Below are 8,454 nucleotides of genomic sequence, written 5' to 3'. Positions count from 1 at the left end.
GAGAAAGGCCAGCGGTTGGGCAACGCCTGCAAATCGTTCGCCAAAACATTCCAGTTTTAGGATACGCTCCACCGTGCCCCATAACAGGAGCACAGAAAGCACATGCACTACGAGGTTGAACACGTGGTAGTAGGTCGGGTCGAGGCCGCAGAAATAATAATTCAAAGCCAGACTGAGATTTACCAACGGCCGCCCGCTCGTGGATGTTCCCGGCGACGGGTTTAATGGACCGGGACGCTGGGCGTCGCCAAATAATGGCCAGACTCGTACAATCGAAGGATTATTTACTACGCTTGTTAGATCGTCAAAAACAAAAGGTGAATCTAGCGCGCGACCGTACACAGTCCACAACACGCAACCTAATAGCACTGCCCCTTCCAATTTTGACCACCGGCGCAACTTCCCCAGAAGCGACCGTTTTGTGGCTGGCGTCATTAGGGTGTCGCCTTCCCCCTGGGCACCCACGCGGAGGGCAGCGTCGTGGATTTGAGTTCGGGGCATGGGGCACAAAGTGGGGAAGTGAGTGGTGAAGCACACAACGGTTAAATAAAAAACCCTGCGGCCGGTTGGCGACCGCAGGGCTGGAATGTGTTTCGCAGTTGCGAAGCCCTTACGGCCGCACCTCCCGAATAATAATCATGCCTACGATCGATCGCTGGATCGACCGGCGGGCAATTAAGTCGAAGTGGTAACTGTTGGCGTGGACCATAACGAACTGACTGCGTCGCAATTAAAAGGAATAAACCTCTTTCCAACCATATCTTTGCCAGTGCGTTCTGTCAACGTTCCGGCAAAGTTTGAGAGGGAATTTGTGAGGAATTGCCCGGGGGAGTGGAGAATTTCTGCAACGTGGACTGATAATTGGCCAGCCAAGCTTCAAACTTTTGCAGGAATTTGGTTTGGTCCAACCGCCGGCCGTGCTCCAAAGCCAGCGCGGCTTCCTGGAGCGCTTTGTCTGGATCGTTCATCTGTGAATAGGCGATGGCCATGTTGGCGTAGACCTGAGGGCTGTCAGGCCGATAACGGAGCGTTTCTGCGAATTGCTGCAAGGCATCGGCGTATTCGCCGCTCTGGGCGTATTCTATGGCCAAATTGTTGTGCGCTTCGGCATATTTTGGCTTGAGGCGAAGAGCAATTTGGAATTGCTGAATGGCTTCCTCCCGACGGTTCAAAAGAGAAAATGCTTCGCCTAAATGATTGTGCGCCTTGGCGTACGCCGGCTGCAATTGGATGGATTGCTGAAACTGCTCAATGGCGTCTGCATAGCGATGGACACTTGAAAAGGCACCGCCCAAAGCGGCATGCGCCAAGTAATCGTCGGGCTGACGATCAACGGTCACCTGCCAGAGCGTAATGTCGTCTTTGTATTCCGCCAGCCTTTGCCGGCCGACGAAAGCCAGAAACAAGGCAAGTGCGGACACCGGCATCATTATGGCCACGGCTGAGAAGGTAATACCACGCTGCTGCTTGCGATGGGCATCTGCCTGAAGCGCACGGCGCTGGAAAAGAATGAACACGCCCAATACTACCATGGCCACTAACGCCGCCAACGGCAAATACATGCGGCGTTCCGCCGCAACCTCGGTGACGATTGGCACCACCAAAGTAGGAGACAAAATGATGAGCACCCAAGCGCCCAGGTAGCCCAGCCAATTTCGAAGCCAGAGCAAAATACCAAAGCCAAGTGACAACAGAGCAACCACAAGAACATACGGCCACGCGCCCAAAAAAGTTAAGTACGGGATGTGATAGTGAATTGTCAGAGGCCACGGCCAGAAAACCAACTTTAAATAGATCAGCAGGACTTGGGCCTGGGTAAACCACCAAATGTAAGCGGGAACTCCCAGGTTAAAGCCGGCCGATTCGGAACGAGGGCCATTGGCATTGAGGTAAAAGAGGAAGCCCCAACTTAAAAACATGCCAATATACAGCGGCCTGGATTGCCGCCAGGCCCGACAAAATGTTCCGGCGATAAAAGTGCGATCGAACAATAACACCATGATCGGGGCGGTGGCCATGATTTCTTTGCAGGCCATGCCGGCCCAACAACACAAAATAACGAGCGACAGCCAGAGGTTACGCCGCCAAACAGAGTTTGCTTGCCAATAACGCAAGCTTCCATACAGTGTGGCGAGATAGAAAAAACCAGCCATCAACTCCGAGCGCTGCGTGACCTCGACCACGGTTTCCGTATTCAGTGGATGCACGGCCCATACTAGCGCGATCCCAAGCGCCAACGGCCACGCTGCGCGATTGAATTTTCCACCGAAGCAATCCAGGCACAGAGTACGCCGGATGATGGCCGACAAGCAGAGGGCCGACAACGTATGCACGAGAATGTTAAAGAGATGGTACCAGGCCGGCTGAAATTGGCCGAAGTAGTAGTTCAGCGCCAACGATAAATTCACCAGTGGCCGTCCGGAAGTTGGCAGATCGCCAGGGGGATTCAACGGTCCAGGGTGTTGAGCATCGCCGATTAAAGGAAACAATTTGACAATGGATGTGTTTTTGATGACGCTGTCGGAGTCATCGAAGATAAACGGCACATTTACCGCAGGAGCATATAAAGTCCAAATCGATGCGCTGAGCAGCGCAACGGTGGCGGCGATCCAGGCTCTTTCGACCCATGTTTGCCGCGCTGGCAAAGCAGTTGGGAGTAAAGGTTGCGTGGAGCAGACGCGGGGGATCGGCTTTTTTTTGACGGCCATGAATGGATGCGGTGCACGAGACGATTCAGCCTGAGTGCTGCGAAGCTGTTAGGGAAGGAGCGTTGGCTTTTTTGCGAGCCAGGCTAAACATCATTGAGAGTACCCCGGCGGAGTTGGGGACGGCGCTGACGAGACATTTTTTTGTGACCCTTGCTCCGAGGCCTGGTATTTGATCAACCAATTGTCAATTTGCTGGGCTAATGCCGTTTGGCCCTGCGCTTGGGCTTGCTGCATTGCTTTCCTCGCTGTAGCCAGGGCATCGTCAGATCGGTTCGCTTTGATATAGGCATTCGTTAGATTCTTATAGGCGCCCTGATTGCCCGGTTCTAGCCGCAACGCTTCCTGATAATGTTCGATGGCCTCATCCGTTCGACCCAAATCAGCTAAGGTAGCGCCGAGATTATTATGGGCTTGGGCGAACGACGGATTGAGTTGCAAAGCATGGCTGAATTCGTCGATGGCCTCCGCTGACCGTCCCGATTGTCCCAGTGCAATTCCCAAATTGTAGCGGACTTCCGCATTGTCCAGATTCAGCCGCAGGGCTTGTCGATAGTGCTCAATGGCCTTCTGCGGCTGATCCAAATGCAGGTAAGTATTGCCCAAATTGTATTCCGCCAAGGCATAAGCAGGGTCCAAATGCAGAGCCTGCTGGTAGTGTTGGATGGCATCGGACACCTGGCCTGCATCCATCAGGGCATTGCCCAAATTGGTTTCCGCGGAGGGAAAGTTGGGTCTCAGCAGCAGCGCTTGGTGGAAATGTTCGATGGCCTCTTGTGGACGCTTAAGATTTAATAAGGCATCGCCCAGATTGTTGTGAGCCTCGGCATAGTTGGGCTTAAGGAGCAGGGCTGTTTGACAGTGTTCGACCGCTTCCTGGGACCGGCCAATCTGATCCAATTCCGCGGCCAAATTGTTGTGGGCCATCCAGCAGTTTGGATTACGCTCCAGGGTGGTTTGATACAGCGTGATGGCGCTGGCGTACATGTGGCTTTGTTGCCAACTGAGCCAGGCCATGGCGCCCAGCAGCACCAAACACAATGCTTGGCCGACGTGCTGCGCCGTTGGCGGTAAACGTCGAACGGCCAGCGCGATTCCCGCCGACACCGGCACAATGATTCCTAAACTGGCCAAATATTGAAAGTGATCGCAAACAAATGTGTATAGAAAAATGTACGTTCCGAAAAAACCCAACAGCGGAAATAACGTGCCCACGAAAAACAACAGGGCAGCCAACGGCGAACGCCACCGCCGGTGAACCAACCATGCGCCCGCCAGCACCAGCAGCAAACCGACCACATACAAGTATTGCCACGCTTGGCCCGGATCGATCTCCCAGCGCGGGTAAATGAAGGTCAGCTTCGTGGGCCAGAACATTTTGCCGGCATAAAACCAAACGGCTCGGCAGGAAAGCAAACATTTTTGGGCCAGGTTGAGCGTAAACTCCGTCCCTTGGGCGCCAACGTAAACGCGCTCGTACCAGGCCGTGAATGCACCCCACAACAGACTGCAGGCGAACCAGGGGAGCAGCGGCACAACCTCGCGCCGCCAGGCCAGCTTTCCGCGCTGCCACCATAGGATCACCAATAACGCGGCCGGCAGACTGACGGTAATGGTTTTAGATAACAGCGAAAGCACAAACAGGGCCAAGGCCAGTGCATAGGTTGATTTGCGGCGGCTGGCGTCGAAGTGCAAATAGGCCAGCATCGAACCGAAATACAACATGCCGGAGAGGGTGTTTTTTTGCTCCGTAATCCAGGCCACGCTTTCCACCATGACCGGGTGGACGGCGAAAATGGCGGCCGCCAACAGTGCGCCGGGAATTTGCAAGCGCCGCAGAATCAAATACACCAGGTAGACCGAAATGGAATGGAACAGCACGTTGGCCAGGTGGTAACCCAGGGTGTTGTCGCCCCATAATTTGTGCTCGATCCAGAACGCCGAGTGCAACAGCGGATAATACGTTTGCACGGCGCCCCACTGCGTCCAAATGCGCCACAGGCCGCTCCACGATTGCAAACCGGGACTGACGACATTGGCGTCGTCATCCCACACGTAGCTTCCCCGCAGCGCCGGTGAATAAACGAGGCCGACAATGACGGAAATCGCAACAATCGCCGCCGGAGCGTACCATTGCAAATAGAAAGGCTTTGCGGGAATTGGGGAAACAACAGGCCTGAAATCGCGATTTTGTTTCTTCCCCTTCGGCATAAATCTATTTTGATTTGTGCGGCGCGCAAAAAAAGCCCCCGGTCCATCGACCGGGGGCCAAATGATTGCGGAAATTATCCCCTGGTTTGCCCAAAGTCAATTTTTTTTGCGAAAACGAGCCGTGCCGGCCAGACCCAGCAATGCCAGGCCGCACAGCACTATTGACGATGGTTCAGGAATTGCCGTGGCAACAGGCGGAGAGGTAACGATGACATTGTCAACACGGTCGGTGCCAGTCGAGGCGACGGTTCCACCACCGATCGACGACGTTGATGCGTCTGCCAGTCGGAAGTACAGCGTTGCCTGGTTATCTAAAGTGGTGGTACTGCTTAAGTCCAAAAATCGAGTGTAGGCTGCGGTGTAGGTTGATACACTCCAAGCCGGACTATTAAGAAGCACGGTATAGTTGCTTAAGATCGGGGTGAAAGTACTTCCGTCGGTGCTGTATGAAAGAGTGAATGTACTCGGTCCAGTGGAACTGCCCGTTTGATCCCATTGAAAACCGATGCCACTAAAGCCGGTGGTTGACACTTGAAATTGCCAATAGGAACTAGTGGTCCACGCATTTCCACTGTAGGAATGCGAAGAAAAATTTCCAGCTGGAGAATTGAGGCCGCCAACCCCGGACGAAGAGGCTGACCCAGCGCCGATTTCAGGCGAAATTGGCCCAGACGTACTGGGCTGACTGGTTTCAAACGTCCAATCGGCAATGATCGATGCGCTGGCTAAAGAAGTCGACAAGCAAACTACGAGCGCAATAGAAAGCGCAAAGAAAACTTTCCTCATGATGCGGGTCCCTTCAAACAAACGGTGTAAGAAATCACTTATTGGGCGATAGATGACAAATCATTGGAAGCAGCCTCAGTTCTGTTCACCGTTGTTGCAAGCCTTCGCGCGTTCCGGCGTGAAAACTTGCGGACCCTCTTCTCTGGCTCTGTTGTGTGTATTGGTATGGTCGCATTATTATCCGGCAGTCGAGTATCTGCAAGTATTTTGTAACGATTTTTGAAAATATAATGACAATAACTTTTGCGGACTACCTCATTAGAGTGGATTGGGAACTTTGCGCCCCGACCACTGAGGGATTTTTCCCGTGCTTTTTAGAAAATTGCAGCCAGAAGGCGTGGCTAAATACGCACGCTACTAAGCCGAGTGGCGATTGCGGCGAACAGAATCGCGCGCTGGGTTGCTGTGGATGCTCGTCGGTGAGGAATCGGTTTGCGCTTCGTCGTCGAAATTGTCTTGCGGGTCAATGTCGACGTTGTCATCGAATTCGTGGTGAACGTCCGCTTCGAGTGCGCTTTCTGATTCAAGGTTGTCATCGTTGCCTTCTTCTTCCTCGGCGGCGTCGAAGGCAGCTACTTCCTCGAAATCACTTTCGTCGGCCACTGCATTGCGCTCGTCATCCCATTCCTCGTCGCCTTCCTCCTCGCTTTGGTCGCGCTGAGATTGAGCGATGGTCGTTTCTTCTTCCGGCTCTGGCTCGGGCAGGATCCGGTTGCGCTTGATTTTAGGCGCGCTGGCCACGCTCAAATCCGTGGGAGATGCAGACCACGATGCAGAGGCTGCCGTCGACGCTCCACCTGGCGAGCTTTTCACGACCGATGCGCCGGAGGTAGCTTCCGTTTGCCCGCTCATCGCGGCCCATTGCTCCAGCGTGAGCAGCACTTCGCGGGCTTGCGAACCGTTGTATTGGCCGACAATTCCGTCTTCGGCCATGTAATCGATCAGCCGGGCCGCACGGCCGTAGCCAATGCCCAGTGCGCGCTGCAAAAGGGAGCAACTGCCGCGCCCTTCGCGGATGACAATATCGACCGATTGCTCGTACAGTTCATCCCGATTTTTGAAGCGGTCGGCATCGCTGCCGTCGCCGGCTGCCGCGGGTTTCAATTGCACCAGTTCGGTGACAAATTGCGGCTGGGTGGTGCCCACGCAATCGAGAATGCGATTGATTTCATCGTCGCTCAGGTAGGTGCCCTGGCCGCGCAACAGCGTGCTGGTGGCGGGCAGCAGGAACAGCATATCGCCGTTGCCCAGCAATTTTTCCGAGCCCATTTCGTCCAACACCACCCGGCTGTCCGTGCGGCTGGCAACTTGGAAGCAAATGCGGGCCGGCAAGTTCGATTTAATCAGCCCGGTAATGACGTCGACCGTGGGCTTTTGCGTGGCCAGCACGAGGTGGATGCCGACCGCGCGGCTTTTTTGCGCCAGCCGGATGATGTGTTGCTCCACCTCCTTGGCGGCGGTCATCATCAGGTCGGCAATTTCGTCGGCCACGATCACGATGTACGGCAAGTGGCGCGGAATGGCGGCGCGTTCTTCGTCGGTTTCCGGCTTGAGGCGATCCATCAACTCTTCGTCACCCAATTGGTTGTACACACTGATGTGCCGCACGCCGGCGCGGGCCAGCAGGGCGTAGCGTTCTTCCATTTTTTCGACGGCCCAGGCCAGAATCGCCTCCGCCTTGCGCATGTCGGTGACCACCGGGTGCATCAGGTGCGGCAGATTTTTATACGGGCTGAGCTCGACCATTTTCGGATCGATCATCAGCATCCGCACGTCATTGGGGCTGCGGGTCATCAACATCGACACGATGATCGAATTCAAACACACGCTTTTGCCGGTGCCGGTGCGGCCGGCAATCAGCAAATGCGGCAGGGACGCCAAATCGACAACCATGGGATTGCCGGCGACATCTTTGCCCAGGTACAGCGGAATGCGCATTTTTTTCGCGCGGCCGTTGGTTTCTTCAATCACTTCGCGCAGTCGCACCAATTGGCGATCGTTGTTGGGGACTTCGATGCCGACGGTGTTTTTGCCGGGGATAGGAGCCACGATGCGCACGCTGGGAACCCGCAAGGCAATGGCCAAATCGTCGGCCAGGCTGGTGATTTTTGACAACCGCAGCCCGGCTTCCAATTCGACTTCATACTGAGCGATGACCGGTCCGGTTTCGATTTCCACGACTTTCACCTTGAAGCCGAAATTCAGGAAGGTTTTTTCCAGCATTTTGGCCTTCAGGCGAACTTCTTTTTCGTGTTCCTCCAAATGCACGCTGTCGCCGGGCAGCAGCAAATCGAGCGAGGGGAATTCGTATTCAATCACTTCGTCGGTGCGGCTGGCGGCCGCGTCGAGCTGGTGCAGTACTTCCTCGCGCTCATCGTTTTTGCCCAAATTGCGAATTTTCAGGGCGTTGGCCAAACGGGCGCCCAAGCTCGCCGGCGCGGGGGCGGCCGGCTGAGCTGATTCCTCTGATGCTGATTCATGTTCCTCATCCTCCTCTGCATGTTCCTCATTTTTGTTTGCCGCTTTCGTCGCTGTGCCAGATTTAATGGCTACAACATCGTCCACCTCCTCTTCTTCGGGTTCCTCGTTCTCGTCGTTTCCAGAAGCGCTATCAAGGCGTTTGCCGCGAATCACGACAGCGGGTTCATTATCCGCAATGTTCACATCGTCCAAATCAGTTTGCTTCCGCTGGGGAAGCGCCCAAGTGCGGCCCGACATTTGCCCGGCGGCAACCAGCACGAACTTTGCCGGC

General features: G+C 54.8%; 5 protein-coding genes. All 5 read right to left on the bottom strand.

The window, feature by feature from the left end:
- A partial coding sequence (locus VMJ32_07755; GenBank protein HTQ38906.1) for a hypothetical protein occupies nt 1-501 on the bottom strand: 501 nt, incomplete at its 3' end.
- Between the two features lie 278 nt (nt 502-779).
- On the bottom strand, nt 780-2,708 hold the full coding sequence (locus tag VMJ32_07750) for a tetratricopeptide repeat protein (protein ID HTQ38905.1): 1,929 nt from the start codon (nt 2,706-2,708) through the stop codon (nt 780-782).
- A gap of 90 nt (nt 2,709-2,798) precedes the next feature.
- Complete coding sequence (locus VMJ32_07745) at nt 2,799-4,844, bottom strand: tetratricopeptide repeat protein (protein HTQ38904.1); 2,046 nt, start codon at nt 4,842-4,844, stop codon at nt 2,799-2,801.
- A 168-nt stretch (nt 4,845-5,012) separates the two neighbouring features.
- Nucleotides 5,013-5,315, bottom strand: a complete 303-nt coding sequence (locus VMJ32_07740; GenBank protein HTQ38903.1) for a PEP-CTERM sorting domain-containing protein — start codon at nt 5,313-5,315, stop codon at nt 5,013-5,015.
- Nucleotides 5,316-6,059: 744 nt separating this feature from the next.
- On the bottom strand, nt 6,060-8,420 hold the full coding sequence (locus VMJ32_07735) for a DNA translocase FtsK (protein ID HTQ38902.1): 2,361 nt from the start codon (nt 8,418-8,420) through the stop codon (nt 6,060-6,062).
- Nucleotides 8,421-8,454: the final 34 nt, after the last annotated feature.

This window comes from Pirellulales bacterium, assembly GCA_035499655.1.
GTDB lineage: Bacteria > Planctomycetota > Planctomycetia > Pirellulales > JADZDJ01 > DATJYL01.
Note: the sequence above shows the minus strand (reverse complement) of the source record. Positions and strands in the feature narration are given on the sequence as shown.